The organism is Sporolactobacillus laevolacticus DSM 442 (assembly GCF_000497245.1).
Classification (GTDB): Bacteria; Bacillota; Bacilli; order Bacillales; family Sporolactobacillaceae; genus Sporolactobacillus; species Sporolactobacillus laevolacticus.
On the sequence record NZ_AWTC01000002.1, the window covers coordinates 230,625 to 246,090 of the forward strand.

The 15,466-nt window shown below is 40.1% G+C and carries 13 protein-coding genes and 1 pseudogene; 3 read left to right on the forward strand and 11 right to left on the reverse strand.

Annotation, left to right across the window (positions count from 1 at the left end; all coding sequences use genetic code 11):
* Nucleotides 1–99: 99 nt before the first annotated feature.
* The 11 genes and pseudogenes from P343_RS22790 to P343_RS22835 all read right to left on the reverse strand — a co-directional run bounded on the left by P343_RS22790 (nucleotide 100) and on the right by P343_RS22835 (nucleotide 10,842).
* Nucleotides 100–390 carry a hypothetical protein gene (locus P343_RS22790; RefSeq protein ID WP_236620316.1) on the reverse strand — a complete coding sequence of 97 codons (291 nt, stop codon included), beginning with the start codon at nucleotides 388–390 and terminating at the stop codon, nucleotides 100–102.
* A 260-nt stretch (nucleotides 391–650) separates the two neighbouring features.
* A pseudogene (locus P343_RS36630) lies at nucleotides 651–716 on the reverse strand (YjcZ family sporulation protein); the annotation flags it as partial.
* A 633-nt stretch (nucleotides 717–1,349) separates the two neighbouring features.
* Nucleotides 1,350–3,299, reverse strand: a complete 1,950-nt coding sequence (locus tag P343_RS22795; RefSeq protein ID WP_023509042.1) for an ABC transporter permease — start codon at nucleotides 3,297–3,299, stop codon at nucleotides 1,350–1,352.
* Nucleotides 3,286–4,047, reverse strand: coding sequence for an ABC transporter ATP-binding protein (locus tag P343_RS22800; protein WP_023509043.1), 762 nt, complete (start codon nucleotides 4,045–4,047; stop codon nucleotides 3,286–3,288). The genes P343_RS22795 and P343_RS22800 overlap by 14 nt, the downstream gene beginning before the upstream one ends.
* Before the next feature lie 108 nt (nucleotides 4,048–4,155).
* On the reverse strand, nucleotides 4,156–5,238 hold the full coding sequence (locus P343_RS22805; protein WP_168371017.1) for a sensor histidine kinase: 1,083 nt from the start codon (nucleotides 5,236–5,238) through the stop codon (nucleotides 4,156–4,158).
* Nucleotides 5,196–5,870: a response regulator transcription factor gene (locus P343_RS22810; protein ID WP_023509045.1), complete on the reverse strand. Its 675-nt coding sequence runs from the start codon at nucleotides 5,868–5,870 to the stop codon at nucleotides 5,196–5,198. Before P343_RS22810 ends, P343_RS22805 begins: the two co-directional genes overlap by 43 nt.
* Nucleotides 5,871–6,048: 178 nt before the next feature.
* Entirely contained in the window at nucleotides 6,049–6,651 is a 603-nt protein-coding gene (locus P343_RS22815; protein ID WP_023509046.1) for a response regulator transcription factor, read from the reverse strand.
* Between the two features lie 21 nt (nucleotides 6,652–6,672).
* Nucleotides 6,673–7,767: a sensor histidine kinase gene (locus P343_RS22820; protein WP_023509047.1), complete on the reverse strand. Its 1,095-nt coding sequence runs from the start codon at nucleotides 7,765–7,767 to the stop codon at nucleotides 6,673–6,675.
* Between the two features lie 103 nt (nucleotides 7,768–7,870).
* The gene (locus tag P343_RS22825; RefSeq protein ID WP_023509048.1) at nucleotides 7,871–8,629 is read right to left on the reverse strand and encodes an AAA family ATPase; all 759 of its coding nucleotides are present in this window, start codon (nucleotides 8,627–8,629) and stop codon (nucleotides 7,871–7,873) included.
* 9 nt (nucleotides 8,630–8,638) lie between these two features.
* Entirely contained in the window at nucleotides 8,639–9,361 is a 723-nt protein-coding gene (locus P343_RS22830; protein WP_023509049.1) for a hypothetical protein, read from the reverse strand.
* A 239-nt stretch (nucleotides 9,362–9,600) separates the two neighbouring features.
* A complete protein-coding gene (locus P343_RS22835) occupies nucleotides 9,601–10,842 on the reverse strand; it encodes a coiled-coil domain-containing protein (RefSeq protein WP_023509050.1) in 1,242 nt (413 codons plus the stop codon).
* 436 nt (nucleotides 10,843–11,278) lie between these two features.
* On the opposite strand from P343_RS22835, the gene P343_RS22840 reads away from it, so the two are divergent.
* The 3 genes from P343_RS22840 to P343_RS22850 all read left to right on the forward strand — a co-directional run bounded on the left by P343_RS22840 (nucleotide 11,279) and on the right by P343_RS22850 (nucleotide 15,386).
* Complete coding sequence (locus P343_RS22840) at nucleotides 11,279–11,785, forward strand: hypothetical protein (protein WP_023509051.1); 507 nt, start codon at nucleotides 11,279–11,281, stop codon at nucleotides 11,783–11,785.
* Nucleotides 11,786–12,222: 437 nt separating this feature from the next.
* A complete protein-coding gene (gene ltaS / locus P343_RS22845) occupies nucleotides 12,223–14,208 on the forward strand; it encodes a lipoteichoic acid synthase (protein WP_023509052.1) in 1,986 nt (661 codons plus the stop codon).
* 485 nt (nucleotides 14,209–14,693) lie between these two features.
* Nucleotides 14,694–15,386 (forward strand): metallophosphoesterase family protein, encoded by a 693-nt coding sequence (locus P343_RS22850; RefSeq protein ID WP_023509053.1) that lies wholly within the window; start codon nucleotides 14,694–14,696, stop codon nucleotides 15,384–15,386.
* Nucleotides 15,387–15,466: the final 80 nt, after the last annotated feature.

The following is a 15,466-nucleotide window of genomic DNA, read 5'->3' on the forward strand; positions in this document are numbered from 1 at the left end:
TTCAATATGAATTTACAATACTCATACTATACCATATTGGAAGAGGAATTCACGAGTTTGTCACACATTTAGAAACCTGGTGATAACGCAATCGCTTACTTAAGCGGACTGTACACCGGATAAATGCTTTGTGATATATTCCTTTGTTTCGTTAATACCGCTGCCTTCAATTACAATCAGGCATTCATCGTCATGAGAAAATAATATAAAGGAAAGAAGCTCCGACAAGCGGTGAACCTTATACGCTTCATTTTTTCCATACACGTAAATATTCTGATTCCATTGAGCACAATATCCATAAAAGTCAATGAACTTATTAAGTTTTAGTTTCGTTGGGTTGAATTTGAAAGAAACGATGTTTCGCATCGCAGCAGGCACTTCCTTTCGCATAATTAAGATACCTATATTGTCACACATTTCCGGCAAATTCTGAACGGGGTTTTTTTGTCGACTGAACACTAGTTTAGAAGAAGTATTTCGTAAAAAATTCATTGACAATTATGGTTCACAATTTCACATAAAAACAAGCAATTTGTCTGTTTACTAATAAATTTATACTGCAGAATCCAAGAAAATGTCGTATCAAAAAAACCGGACCTCATCTTTCAATGAACCCCGCCTCACATGTTCATTTTCCATCTGAACTACCTTCAGTAGAATAGACCAACAATAACAAGGAGAATAAACATCACAACGATGAGAATAAACATACTGCATCCTCCTCTATTTTTCTATAGCTTATGCGGTCAAGTCCCCTATTGGCTCAGCGTTCGCACATTTTTCGACAGAAAACTGTTAATATTTTTTAATGGGGGATTTTTTGTGAAGCAACAATAAATCAGTGTGGCGTGTCAGGAATTAGGTTCGGTGGACTTGGAATTGGGATCGCTTATTTTTTATTGGGTTCGGAAGTATTCTGATTCGGTTCGCTGTGTTGGTTTGGTTCGCTCTAACTCATATGGGGTTGGTGAATTGAGGATTGGGATCGCTTATTTTTCATTGGATTCAGAAATAATCTAATTTGGTTCACTTATGTTGGTTGGGTTCACTCAATCTCTAGTTGGGTTCGGAGGATTGGGGATTGGGATCGCTTATTCTTTATTGGGTTCGGAAATATTCTGATTCGGTTCACTTGTGTTGATTGGTCGGGGGCCGTAGCAGTGCTGAAGTTAGCGAGTAAACGCAAGGGTATTAATTGTTTCTTTAAGATCAATAGGCATCATTCCTTTTTCACTGATTAAATACGTTTTCTCCATAAGCATCATTTTTTCCTGCAAAAGTTTTGACATATTTTTACCACGTCAAAAAAGGCGGCCTCAAAAGAGGTCGCCTTAATGAATAATCATTTATTAAGAGGCTACCATTTTTGTATAAGCACGAACGGTGAACAAGTAGTAGATGGAGTAAATCAACGCATAGATCCCCATACAGATGACAACGGGTAAAGTAAGATTTGTTACAATCATGTGCGATAGGGCAACTAATGCAATTGCACTATGGGCGATACCGATAATAAGTGGCAGAGCAAAAATAAAGCCTACCTGTTTAGCAACCGTTCCTCTAATCTCTAAGCGTGTCAAACCAACTTTTTTGAGAATGGCATATTGCGATTTTTCCTGTGCCCCTTCATTTAACTGTTTAAAATAAATGATGCTGCCTGTTGCCAGTAGAAACACAATTCCAAGGAATGCACCAAGAAACATGATTAATCCATAGGCTGATAAGAACAGATGGTAGTTTGAATAGAAACTCACAAATTTTGATCCTTCATCGTCATTCGTAAATCGAGCCATTGATTGTGATAACATTTTGGTGAGTGACCCGGAACTTTCTTGATCCGATACATCCACCTGAGTCATTATTTGTGTACCGTTTTTTTCTTGTATACGATGATAGAGATCCTCGCCGACCACAATGATTTCACTGGTGGAACTGTTCGTTAATTGAATTTTTTGCGCATCAATGTAATGAATCGTCGCTAATTTCCCTTTAACGTTTTTCCTTTCACTACTTAAAGTGACATCTTTTCCTTTATACATCTTTTTAGTATCTTTATCCATATATACTGAGAACATCATCGCGTTATTGCCTGTGAGGTGTACTAATTTATTATTGCTTGAATACTGCGCGAGCTCATTGAATACACGATCTGAGATGACCATCATCTCAACTGAATGACCGGAAAAGTTCAACATTGGCGCCTGCACATTCATTACCGGAACACTTTTTTGGCTTGTAATTTTGTGTTTGCCATCTTCCTTAATTTTTTCCTTGAAAAGACGATCTGCTTTCGCTTGTACCTCTGACGGGACAACGTATTCATAGCTATGTGGATTGTTCTGTCTTGTCCACTCGCCCACTTTATAATACAAACTATAGCTTGTGCCTACGGAAACCAGTGTCACCGCGCTCATCGTCGCAATCACAGTTAGAATTCGCGCGTTTCCTGCTATTCGATAGAATAGTTGTGAAATACCAATAATGTTAGTCCCTTGATAATAGAAGCTTTTTCGCTTCTTCATGCTTTTTATAAAATAAACGGTCAGTGAACGAAATAATAAGAAGGTTCCCGTGATCACACAAAGCAAGATAAGGAGCGCTCCTCCAAGAAGTCCTAATCGATGCCACACCACAGAATTTAGTTCTTGAAGCGCAACCCAATATCCAGTGCCAATAAGTAAAACGGCACACAAAGATTGAATCCTAGATACTTTAGGCGTGCGGTCCCCTTTTTTCTCATCATGGAATAAATCGACGAGTTGAAAGCGGTAGATTAACCTGTATCCATAGAGTGACGTTAAAAGAATTACAATTAGGAACACCACTACTGTTTCAACGATCGCTTGAGTAGAAATAGAAAAATGAACCGTAACGGCGACTCCCATTAATTTCATTAGAATCATAATAAAGAATTTGGAAAGCAACATTCCAATAAAAATGCCTACTGCGAGTGACATCGCACCCAAAATCAGATTCTCATAAAAGAGCATCCATCCAATTTGTTTCTTTCGCAGGCCCATCATTGCATAAAGACCAATTTCCTTCTTACGTCGTCTTGTGAAGAAACTATTGGAATACCAGATGAAAATGGCGACAAAGATGAGCAATATGATTGAAGCAGCTTGAAATGAAGCGTTAATTTTCACGGAGTCTGATGCAGCGGCCTGTGCCTCGCCGTTATACTGAATCGACACAAAGGTAAAGAAAATAAGCACACTGAAAATCATCGATCCAAAATAGAGAAAATATTGCAAGAAATTCCGGGCCATATTGCGGCGGGCCAATTTAAACAAGGTCACTTGCCCCACCCCCTAAAGCAGAAAGTACATCAAGTATTTTCTGGAAATAGGCTTTTCGTGATAGATTACCGCGATCAAGCTGCGTAAAGATTTCTCCATCCTTAATAAATAAGATGCGATGGCAATAACTTGCTGAAAACGCATCATGGGTAACCATCAGCAAAGTAGCTGTCTCTTCTTCATTGAGGCGCGTCAACATTTGTAGCAGGGTGGTTGCTGATTTAGAATCTAATGCACCTGTAGGTTCATCAGCAAAAATGAGATCCGGATTAACAATCACTGCGCGTGCTGCCGCTGTGCGCTGTTTTTGTCCGCCGGATACTTCATACGGATATTTTTTTAGTAATTCCTCCAATCCTAATGATTCCGCTGTTTCGCGAACCTTCCGATTAATTTCTTTCGTATTCATCTTTGCCAAGGCCAAAGGAAGTGCGATATTCTCTTCAATCGTCAGCGTATCTAACAAGTTATAGTCTTGAAAGATAAAACCGAGATGCTCTCTTCTGAAAATCGCTAAATCTTTCTCATTCATCTGAACAATATTCTTACCATTAATCTCAACCGTTCCCTCTGATGGACGGTCAATGGTTGACATAATATTAAGTAACGTTGTTTTTCCAGAACCGGACGGACCCATGACACCAACAAATTCACCTTTTCCAATTGATAAGTCGATGTCTCGAATCGCGGTATAGGTTTGTCCTTTCCGTCCGTAAATTTTCTTTAAGCCCTTCGCAGATAGAATCATAAATTTGAACCCCTTTACTTTTTCATCATTACAAGCCTATTGTAAAAGAGAAAGAGAAGAGGTTCCCTCGATTAAACTTACAGTTTTCCCTTCAATCTTACATTCTTGTCACTTTGAGGACTCTCGTCCGATTTCGGTGTAATCAACATGATCTGGAAATTCAAGTATTACCGTTGTTCCCACAGCTTGGACCGATGTTAACGAAAGCCTATGACCAAGCTTCTTAGCTAAAATATCCGCAAGATATAGACCAATGCCTGTTGCATGTTTCTTTTCTCTGCCTATTGACCCGGTAAAACCTTTTTCAAAAACACGCCGGAGATCTTCAGGTGCTATCCCGCATCCGTTATCCTTGATGGTCAATAAACTGCTCGTTGCTTTTCTTTCTCCCGTGATGGTCAAAATTCCGTGAACATCCATATATTTCAATGCGTTGGACATAATCTGGTCAATGATGAATAGCAACCATTTTTTATCCGTCAATACCTGAATCTGCAAATCACTAATGTCAACTTTAATTTTCTTTGCGATGAACAGCTTGGCATTTTTCTTCAGCAGCTGTCCAATAATCGGCTGTAGCATATATTCACTGATTAGGTAATCATTCGAAAAACCTTCAGTTCTTGAATAATACAGTGCACGCTCCACATTCCGATCAATCTCATCCAGCTCATCTTCAAATTTATCAACCAACTGCGCTTTTGTCTTATCCGCACTTACCGCAATAAGCATTTTCCCCGCTGCAATAGGCGTTTTCACTTCATGGACCCAAGCAAGAACAAAGTCCTTATTTTCTTCAATATCGACCCGCAATCTATGAATCTGTTGACGGTGATCCTCATCTATTTTCAGCAACAGGTGATGTATTACAGTCTGTTCATGTGTTTTTGCAACTGGAAGAGAGACCAGACGGTCATTCAATGAACGCTCCGTCGCATTTTTGAGTTCTGATAGATAACGTGATCGACGATAATAATCAATGAATAAAAACAGCATAAAAAAAAAGAGCAACACCCCATGCAAATAAAGCAGATCAGTGAGTATTAATCGTAGCGAAGGGACTACGTTCAGGAATACCGTAATAAATCCTGCAGAGCCTAAGAAATAAATTAGCCAGACTTTTTGATCTGATAAATAATCGACGATTTTCATTGCAGCTGGTACCCTTGTCCTTTTTTTGTTTTGATCCACGTTTCCAATCCTAAAGCAGCAAGTTTTTTCCTCAATCGCACCATATTTACAGTGAGCGTATTGTCATCGATAAAACTTTCATCTTCCCATAACGCACGCATGATGTAATCCCGAGAAACGATTTCTCCAGCTTTTTTCATCAATGTATACATAATTCTAAATTCATTTTTTGTTAATTCCGCTGTTTGGTCTTTGTAAACGAGTAGATTTTCAGTAATATGTAAAATTGCACCTTGATATTCGAGCACCTGCGGCCGACTCTCTATATAGGAATAGGCTCTCCGAAGCAACGCATTTACTTTTGCCATGAGCACATCTCTATTGATCGGCTTAGTAATGAAGTCGTCTCCGCCCATATTCATCGCCATGATCTGGTCCATAGCTGTATCACGTGAGGAAATAAAGATAATTGGTACTTTGGAAAGTGCGCGTATCTTTTGGCACCAATAGAAGCCATCATATGAAGGAAGATTAATATCCAGCAGAATCAACTCAGGCTGGTAAGCGACAAACGTTTCGACGATTTGATCGAAATCATTTACAGTCACGCTTTCAAATTTCCATTTCTCCAATGTCTCCGCAATCATTTCTCGCATTGTCGGATCATCTTCTACTATGAATACTTTAAACAAGACCTCTCCCTCCTTCCTTTATTGCGGATGTTCGAAAAGTCCGGGAAAAATTACCGGCGAATCTCTGTGTCAACTTGCTTTTCTGCTCCCTCACGTATTATTCGCATACGCTCCGGTGCTCAAAGCTGCGTTTCCTTGACCTTCTTACTCCTTTTTGTCCTCCTTTTCGAACAGACTCTTATAGCCAGCCTTTTTCTTTGGCCAACATCGCTGCTTCCTGTCTCGAATGGACATCCATCTTTTGAATGGATAAAGATAAGTAATTGCGTACGGTGCCACGGGATAAGTGAAGCTGCTCAGCAATCCGAGTTGTGTCTAAACCGTTCAAAGCCAAACGGAGCACATCCTGTTCTCTATCAGTGAGGGGATTCTCCTCCGAGAAATAGAATGATACCGCGAGTTCTGGACTGATAAAACGTCCACCTTCGTTAATCGAACGCAAATGTGTAATCAATTCGTTGATTGGTTCATCTTTTAATATGTATCCAGCGACACCGGCTTTCATTGCGCGTTCGAGATAACCAGGACGGGCAAAAGTTGTCACAATGACAACTTTACACGGATTTTTAGCCTTTTTAAGTGCCTCAGCAAGGTCGAGCCCCGTCATTTCTGGCATTTCAATATCCGCGATCAAAAGCTCCGGATGGTGTTTCCTGATTAATTCAAGCGCAGCCCTTCCATTCGCTGTTTGCCCCACAACCTCAATATCATGTTCCATTTCAAGCAGCTGGGCAAGAGCCCCGCGAAGCATTCCCTGATCCTCAGCAATAACTAGTTTCATATATTCACATGCTCCTTTCAATCATGTTAGCGGCATTGAAAAAAGAAGCGTTGTTCCATTTGCATTACTTAATATATTGACGGTACCACCAACCAATTTCATTCGCTCGCGCATTGTGTGCATGCCGCTTCCAGCAGAAGGGACCTCACCTATACCGATCCCATCGTCTTTGACTTCGCAAATCAGCTGATGATGATCGAGTTTACTATTGATCAGGCAATGTTTTGCCGAACTGTGCCTCCCCACATTAGTGATTGCTTCTCGAACGGCGAGGGTTAGCATTGTTTCATCAGCAGTTTTGATTGGCGGCCATTTATCTGGAGAACAGACCTTTACAGATATCCCTTTTGCCTCAAGAAAGGATTTCGCTTCGGTCAGTTCCTTTGGCAATGATGAATGATGCCTGATAGAAGAAACAATTTCTCGCGTCTGGCGGAGCGCAGTACGCGTAATTTTTTCTATTTCATCAATTTCTTTCTGTGCTTTGTCAACATCATTCACAATAAGTCTCGATGCCAGTTCACTTTTAAGAATAATCATGGTCAGTGTATGTCCTAATGTGTCATGTAGATCACGCGCGAAACGGTTGCGTTCCTTTTCTTTTACTAGAGCGACGATTTGTTCATTAGCCTGATCCAGTTGATGGTGCAGGTTCTTAGACTTCTGATGCAGGAAAATAGCAATTGGAAAGCCGGCTTGCAAAAGCAAAAAGAAAAATTGGTAATGCCGCGTAAATGCCAAAGGGTTCCCAGTAGTAACCAACGAAACGATCATATAAGCGGTGACAAGCCCCGAAACCCCGATGATCAAATGCAGTGCCCGCTCAATATAGCCAAAAAGAAGCACTATGCAAATGCCATAAAACATCATAGACGGGTCAATCATCACTGCGGGGACGACCAATACTGCGACCCCAAGTAAAAAGTGTAAAAGAAGGGACAGATACTCGACCCAATACATCTGTCGAAAGACATATAAGAGCACGAGACCGGCCACAGTTCCAATCACTTGATCTGAAAAATGGCTGGAAGTCCATACATTATAAAAATATTGAGAGAATGTGAGAAGTATCCATATATAGGGGTAAGGGCCCGTCGATCTCGGAAACAGCTTCATTCCGGCACTCCCTTCCAATCCACACTCAATTTTCTTTTCTCTAGCATACCCGCAATCCGTTTCCCAGTAAATAGCCCATCATTGATGGGCAAGTTAACACATTTCACTGATCAGCACTTATCTCTCTTCTTATGTCTATTAATTTATCCCACTCTTCAACAAGCGTTCTACAAAAAGAATCTTGTTGTTGTCTGCATGAGCGTATCCACTCTTGTTCATCTCCGCTCACCACGATCTTCCCTTTAGATAATAGATGTACATGGTAATGAGCAATACCTTTTAAATCTTGGATATTGTGCGTGACGATAACAATCGTACATTTGTTTTTCTCCTGCAATTTGCGTAACAATCCGGTGATTTGCTTTTCGGATGAGACATCAATTCCTGCTGTCGGTTCATCAAAAAGATAAAGAGACTTATCGAGCAGGCAATAAAGTAAAACCATGAACCAGCGCCGCTCCCCCGGTGACATTTTCCCATATTGAATTGTCCAGAGATACACAATTTTTTCCATTGATTGCGGATTTCCTTCCAACAGCGTTTTAAATAAATAGGGAGAAAGATCTCGCTTTCTATACTGACCGCTCACGCAAAGTATTAACTCTGCAAGCTCTTTACCTTTGATCGTACTTAGCAGTGGCACACCTTGAATATGATAAAGAATCTCATTTCGCGGAAAAGGATCTTCAATGCTACAATCGACTTCAATTAATCCTGAAAGGATATCCAGGAGTGTTGTTTTTCCCTCACCATTCCTGCCAAGTAGAAAATGAATTTGTCCGGGAACTAAGTTAAGTGATAACTCGTTAAAAATCAGGCGGTCATTATCGGGATAACGAAAACTTAGATGACTCAGTTTCATTAGTACACCTCAATTCCGGAATATGGGTAATGTTTTTAGTTTTTTCAAGGAAAAAATGCCGACCAAGAAGTAAACAGTAGTCACAGTGGTGAGAAGAGCGATCTGAAGTAAAGTTGCAGTTGCTTCCCCTGTTACTAGTCGTGAGACACGATCAATATAATCAATTGGACTGACGAATACAAAAGCCATATTCGATTCGTTAATAGATAGAAAAATAAAAAAGAAAATCAATATATTCATTAGTGGAGTGACTGTCTCCGGCCTGATCCTCCACGCGGCAAAATTGAGAAATAGCGAAAACACAGGAAAACTGCAGATGAGAACAATGAGAAGTGATTGCCCAATCAAGCTGAAAAGTGGAAGCAAAAACAGTGCACTGCATAGAACATCCAAAAGCAAAACAGAGAATATTAGCAGAAGAAATTGAGCGATAAATTCGGCAAAGATAATCGACCACGGACTGCCAGCAATAAAAAGAAACAACTTAATAAACTGTTCTTCTCTAAGAATAACTAGGGAAGGACCGCTTCCAGTTAATGCGTAGAGCACCACCATATAACCTATCCAATAGAAAATAGTATTTATAATCGTATGCGTATCCGTCTTTTGCAGGATTTGCTCCCTCATGCTGTAGATTATTGATCCGATCGGAACCCCGAGTGTAAAAATAAAATTGATCTTATAATACATTTTTGTGTGAATAAAATGTTTAACAAGGGGTATAGCATGCATAATGGTTCATCACTTCTTTCCATTCGACTCTATTCCATAATAGGGTAGCTGAATTGATTAGAAGCGAAAAGTCATTGGAGTCACCATATTCATGTGACAACTGTCATGCGCTCGACAACATGCATCCTCCTCACTGCTCAATAGCCGTTCACTTTTAGAAGGTTGAAATAATGTAACACAAAAAAACACGAGCAGTTTAGCCCGTGTTTTGAGTAATCTTTTATTTTGTTTAAAGTCAATCAGTTAAGAATTCGTCGAACAACGCCACGGAAGTGCGATTTCCAGTAAGGGTTGTCCATGCTGACTACAGCAACCCCTGTACTGCTTTGTGATCCGATAAAGCGTCCGCCTCCAAGATAGATGCCAACATGTCCATTTGTTTTATATGTATCAAAGAATACGAGATCACCAGGTTGTGCGGAGCCGAAGCTGACGGCACTGCCTTGGCTAACCAAAGCGTCTGTGCTACGTCCTACACCAATTCCGTTTGCGGCGAATGCGGCGTGGACAAAACCTGAGCAGTCAAACTGTCCTGTAGATGGATTGGATGCCCCAAACACGTAGGTTGAACGTCCAATAAAACGATTGCCATACCCAAGGATACCTGATACTCCACCAGTTGCGACTGACGCAGATAGCCCAACTGGCTGCGTCTGACCAAAATCACTAGTACCCGAATTATTGGAGCTGCTTGAGTTGCCTGAGTTGCTTGAATCGTTCGAGTTGCTTGGATTATTATTTGAAGCGTCAGATGGGGAGAAAGAAACCGGCTTGATCGAAGCACGCTTGAGATCATCTGCGGCATTAGTCAAAGCAACTAACCGTTGTGAAACACTGTCTTGTTTAGTCTTTAGTGCATCTGCGGCTATTTTCTTCTTTTCTTGAAGTGCAACGACTTCAGATAACGTCTTCTTCAAATTTTCGAGACGAGCAACATTAGCTGCCTGTTTACTTTCGACACTTGCTTTCTTTTCTTTAACTGCCAGTTGGTCATTTTTTTGATCGGTAATGATTTTCTGATCCTGATTCGTAATTGTTGTCAATGCGAATGTACGGTCAATAAAATCGCCAAAGTTCTTAGAACCAAGTAACACGTCCAGATAATTTACTGATCCGCCGTTCTTGTAAATAGAAACCAAGCGATCATTTAGTATTGCCTTGCGCTTCTCAATACGCTGTTCGATATCCGAAACTTCTGCTTTCAAAGCGTTGATCTTATCATTTGTTTGATTGATCTCAGCCTGCCCGTCACTAATTTTGCCAGTCAATTGCAACTGTTTTTTATTCATGCTTGTCAGTTCGTCTTGGATAGCTTGTTGCTGTTGAGTTAGTTGTGCTTTCAACGACCTTTGGGCAGCTGTTTCTTTATTAAGATTGCTCAATGATGGTGATGCATATGTAACCGAAGGTGCTACAGAAGTATATGTCAGTCCGAACGTCAGTGCCAGTGTCACGGTCGCGTTTTTCTTATTCATTTTCATGATCGGCCTAGTTCCTCCCCAAAACAATCATTCTCTTTTTTTCACTGTTTTTCTATTTAACATTCTATAAGTAATCTACTAATTTTTATCTTTATCGACTTTTTAATTATAGCACCGTGCCTTTCGTAACTGATATTAAGCTTATATGTCTTATTGAAATATAAATGTAACATTAGCTCGATTTCACACGAATACCAACTTTTATCCTTTGTAATCATTTTGTAATTTAAATAAATCTTTAAGTTAATTACTTAATTTCGTCAATGAAACAGCGGAATAGGACAATTCAAACGAGACATACACTAACAGAGTATTAGAAAGCTTGGCTTCGACAAGCGGCCAGTGTAGAAACTCCAGTATTGTATCCGACCACTTACATCATCCGCTGAGAACTGATGCTTTCCTTATAGTGAAAAAAATGAGCGAGGTGATTTCTATGTTTCTAGTCATGGGTTCAGTCCTGCTGATTGCTGTTTTTATTAATCAGCTTAGAGAAAAACCTTTAACCGGCAAATTATATCGACAGCCTCTTGCTCTTTTAATATGTGCAGGCGTCGCGCTTTCCACCATGCCCGTCCTGCCATTCATTGATTGGTTCATGATGATCGCCACTCTCTGCTTCTCATTTGGATTAGGCTTGCTCCAAGGACGCTTCACCCCGCTGTTACATCGCGACGGCGCATGGTATCTAGCGGGTTCCATTATGTCGGTTCTCATCTGGTTTCTGTCGATCCCGATTCGTTTCTCATTAAAATTTATTTCAATTTATTATTTATCACTGACACCATCTTTGAATGGATCCTCTAGCTTCATTATTTATTTTATTTTTATCGCAGGATTTCTTCTTGGTCGTTACAGTATGCTCCTCTTCAGATATCCTTCGCTGCTTAAAAATGTGGGCAAAAATGAACAAAAATTGAAACGGCTCCGCGAAGTGCGTTGAGACTTGCAAATCGAACTGATAGAAAACCTCATAAAAAGCAGCCGATATGGTCGCTTTTCTTTTTTGTTTTGCTAAAAGATGGATCATAATCAGTCATTCTAAATCAGGTAAAATATAATTCGTGAGATAGCGTTTTTAACAACAAAATATATTCCACTTCTTTCCTATAATATATGTGCAATTCTTTACATAACAGGCAATTTGCCGTTTATTCGTAATCAGCTATTTTTTTAAAATGCATATCCGGCTTGACTTTTGAGTGAAAAGATATAGAATTATTGAAGGTTTTCGGATGTCTATTTTTTTACACAATTTTTACATGACGGTATCTAATCCATTATGATATAATTTAGGTTTTTTATGTACACACTTGATTATGCAGAAATTAATAACCTTATACGATCAATTTTCGTTTGATTCCAGGAGGTTGAACAAACTTGAAGCACCTATTAACTGTGGGGCATCGTTTTCTTAACAAAAAATATGCGCTATTTTTGCTCACAGTCGTCCTATTCTGGCTTAAGACCTACTTCGTTTATTTGACTCAATTCAGCCTCGGCGTAAATGACAAGATGCAGCAGTTCCTGCTGTTTGTCAACCCGCTGAGCTCTGCGCTTTTATTTCTTGGGATTGCCGTTATCTTTAAAGGACGATTGCAGCAGTCTTTACTGATTTTCATTAACTTCATCCTTTCATTCTGGCTATATGCAAATGTCGTTTACTACCGCTTTTTCAATGACTTCATTACCTTCTCGACAATGACCCAGTCAACAGGAAACGCCGGCGATTTAGGCGGCAGTGTCCTCTCACTCATGAAAGTTTACGACTTTTTATTCTTTGCTGATACATTGATCGTTTTTGGACTTGTCGTCTTTAAAGTTGTAAAACCGGTTGCTGAACGCTGGAACATTCGCACTATTTTTACGGTGTTTGTTTCTGCCATCATGATCTTCATTGTCAATCTAAGTTTGGCTGAGACTGATCGACCGGAATTGCTTAGCCGAACTTTTGACCGAAATTATATTGTTAAGTATTTAGGCGCGTATAACTTCGCCATCTACGATACGATACAGAACGCTCGCTCCAACGCTCAGCGGGCGATGGCTGACAGCAGCGATATTAATGATATTCAGAACTTCACAAAGTCAAATTTTGCCGAACCTAACCCAAAATATTACGCCAAAGGCAAGGGCATGAACGTGATCTATATATCACTTGAATCCCTGCAGAGTTTTATTATTAACTATAAAATGCCTGATGGCACAGAGGTGACGCCATTTCTTAATAAACTGACGACAGGCGCCGATAATACCACTTACTTTAAAAATTTCTTCCATCAGACAGGATCTGGGAAGACATCCGATGCAGAATTTATGATGGAAAATTCACTTTTCCCGCTTTCTCAAGGTCCTGTATTTCAGATGAAGGGATTTAACACATATCAGGCAGCTCCAGCAATAATGAATCAACGCGGATATGAAACAGCTGCATTTCATGGAAATGTTAAATCGTTCTGGAATCGCGACCAGATGTATAAGTCACTTGGTTATGAACGTTTCTTTGACTCAAAGTATTACGATATGAGTGCAGAAAACACAAAGAACTACGGAATGAAAGACAAGCCGTTCCTTAAAGAAACGATGCCTTACCTAACGAACTTAAAGCAACCGTTCTATAGCAAATTGATTCTGCTATCCAACCATTTTCCGTTTGGGATGGACAAAGAAGATACAACCTTTCAACCAGGTAATTTTGGCGACAACGTTGTGAACAACTATTTTCAATCAGCAAATTATATGGATCAAGCGATTGAACAGTTCTTCTCAGATCTGAAGAAAGCCGGTCTTTTCGACAAAACAATTGTGATTATGTATGGCGATCACTACGGCCTCTCTGAGAATCATAATGACGCCATGGCTAAAGTTCTTGGCAAGGATCAAATCACGCCTTTTGATAATGCACAACTTCAACGAGTACCATTGTTCATTCACATTCCAAAAATTGCTGGTGGTACTGTTTCCACATATGGCGGTGAGGTAGATGTGCGCCCAACATTAATGAGTCTGCTGGGAATCAATACAAAAAACTACATTCAATTCGGAACAGATTTATTCTCTAAGCAGCATCGGCAAATTATCCCGTTTCGTAACGGCGACTTAATCACGAACAAGTACTCCATTATTGGCGGCGTAGTGTATGACAATAGCACCGGTAACAAAACAGATGCATCGCTTGGAAAGCCTTACGAAGCTCTTGCAAAGAAAATGCTTGATTACTCTGATAAGGTTATCTATGGAGACTTGCTTCGTTTTTATCAACCCAAGGCCTTTGTTCCACCTGATATATCAAAGATCAATTACAATACAGATCAAAAGATTTTGCCAGATTCTAATTATGGGAAAACGAGTAAGACGAGTAAGTAAACGAAAAAAAGCCCTTCACGGGGCTTTTTTTCGTCTATAATTCCTTTGGGTTCTCTTGAATGATTGTACTTATTTTTTTAAACCTATCAATGGTTGCATAATAGAGTGCAACTTGTCTATGATAGTTATAGAGTCTGTTCAAAAAGGAGGACAAAAAGGGCCGAGGTCAGGCAAACCACCACGTCCTGTGGCATGCCTGACACTAGCCCGTCCTGGGCGTCGAAGATCAAGGAAACGCAGTTTCGAGCACCAGAGCGTACTTTCACAGGATGTGATGACTTCGACGTTACTCACAGGACGTGAGTGTCATTAGTCGAAGATCTCCTCTAATACGTGAGGAGCGTAGAAACAAGTTGACACAGAACTTCCACAGGATGTGGTGACTTCTGCGTTGCGCACAGGACGTGCACGTTATTAGCAGAAGATCCTTCTCGTCTTTTCCCGGACTTTTTGAACATCCTCTTATAGAAAGAGAGGTTATTTATTTGCAGACAGTCAAACGCTTACTCGTGATCAGTGATATGCATGGCCAGATTGACGCATTTAATGCGCTACTGGAGAAAATAAATTTTAATATGGAAGAAGATCTTCTTTTTTTATTAGGTGATTATGTAGATCGAGGACAAAATCCCAAAGCAGTCGTGCAAAAGGCACGCGAACTTGAAAGTAAAGGTGCCATCACGCTTAAAGGAAATCATGAGGATATGATGGAGAAAGCATTGATTGGCAAAAGTCTTCAGGCACTTTCCCATTGGGCTGCCAATGGTGGGGCACAAACCTTGTCGAGCTATGGCTTATCGATTGAAAACGTCTATAAAGAACTGAAGGAAGGATCATTAACCCTTCCGGATGAGCTTCAGGATGACTTGAATTGGATTCAACAATTAAATATGTATGTCGAAACAGAGCATTATTTTTTTGTTCATGCAGGTATTGATCCAGAGAAAAAAATTGACGAAACCGATCCAGAAACCTTTCTATGGATTCGTACACCATTCTTCGAGGGCTATCATGGTGAAAAAACCGTTATCTTTGGACATACACCAACCATGAATCTTCATGAATCAAGTGCCATATTTTTCGGAGACAACAATATCATTGGCATTGATGGCGGCTGCGTGTTCGGCGGACAATTAAACTGTCTAGAATTGCCTTCTAAAGCCACATATAGCGTTTGATATCTGGATATAAAATAAAAAAGGTTAAGAAGGCAATAAAAAAGCTCTCCGCACAGTTAGGGATTTATCCTGTGCGAAAA

Excerpts from the sequence above, each read along its gene's own strand:
- P343_RS22790 (WP_236620316.1), bottom strand. The coding sequence starts at position 390 with ATGCGAAAGGAAGTGCCTGCTGCGATGCGAAACATCGTTTCTTTCAAA.
- P343_RS22800 (WP_023509043.1), bottom strand. The coding sequence starts at position 4,047 with ATGATTCTATCTGCGAAGGGCTTAAAGAAAATTTACGGACGGAAAGGA.
- P343_RS22815 (WP_023509046.1), bottom strand. The coding sequence starts at position 6,651 with ATGAAACTAGTTATTGCTGAGGATCAGGGAATGCTTCGCGGGGCTCTT.
- P343_RS22820 (WP_023509047.1), bottom strand. The coding sequence starts at position 7,767 with ATGAAGCTGTTTCCGAGATCGACGGGCCCTTACCCCTATATATGGATA.
- P343_RS22825 (WP_023509048.1), bottom strand. The coding sequence starts at position 8,629 with ATGAAACTGAGTCATCTAAGTTTTCGTTATCCCGATAATGACCGCCTG.
- P343_RS22830 (WP_023509049.1), bottom strand. The coding sequence starts at position 9,361 with ATGCATGCTATACCCCTTGTTAAACATTTTATTCACACAAAAATGTAT.
- P343_RS22835 (WP_023509050.1), bottom strand. The coding sequence starts at position 10,842 with ATGAAAATGAATAAGAAAAACGCGACCGTGACACTGGCACTGACGTTC.
- P343_RS22840 (WP_023509051.1), top strand. The coding sequence starts at position 11,279 with ATGTTTCTAGTCATGGGTTCAGTCCTGCTGATTGCTGTTTTTATTAAT.